The sequence below is a fragment of the Nocardia coffeae genome, from assembly GCF_019890715.1.
In the GTDB taxonomy this organism is placed as follows: domain Bacteria; phylum Actinomycetota; class Actinomycetes; order Mycobacteriales; family Mycobacteriaceae; genus Nocardia; species Nocardia jiangxiensis.
The window spans coordinates 1-381 of the sequence record NZ_JAINZY010000086.1; the positions used below are offsets into that span (position 1 = coordinate 1).

Consider the following 381-nt stretch of genomic DNA (forward strand, 5'->3'; position numbering starts at 1 on the left):
GGGTTCGGGCGCGGCCACCCCCGGCAGCACGGTCGAGGCGGGCTGGGTATCGCTGGTGGGCGGGTACAGCAGGCTCCACCACGGCTGGCCCGGCTCGGTGGCCGGGGTGACCCAGGCATCGAGCAGGGGAATGTTCCACACCGCGACCCGGTCGGCCAACAACCTGACCAGACCGCGGTACCGGTGTATCGGTGCGCTGGTGCCGACGGCATCGTCGATGACGATCGCGCACAACGCGTCCGGCCGGTACCGGCCACACAGGGAGAACGCGGCCATCGCAACCTGCTGCACGGCGACAGAACCATCGGGTAGGTCCAGATCGACCCGCGCGATGTGACCCGCGCGGACCACCGAGTCGGGAGTGTCGGTGTCGAAGAACAG

At 69.8% G+C, this 381-nt stretch carries 1 protein-coding gene; it reads right to left on the reverse strand.

The genetic code is table 11. The features are described from left to right. Window positions 1–381 (reverse strand): DUF4192 family protein (locus K7711_RS47155; protein ID WP_222979718.1); only part of this gene is annotated, 381 nt, incomplete at both ends.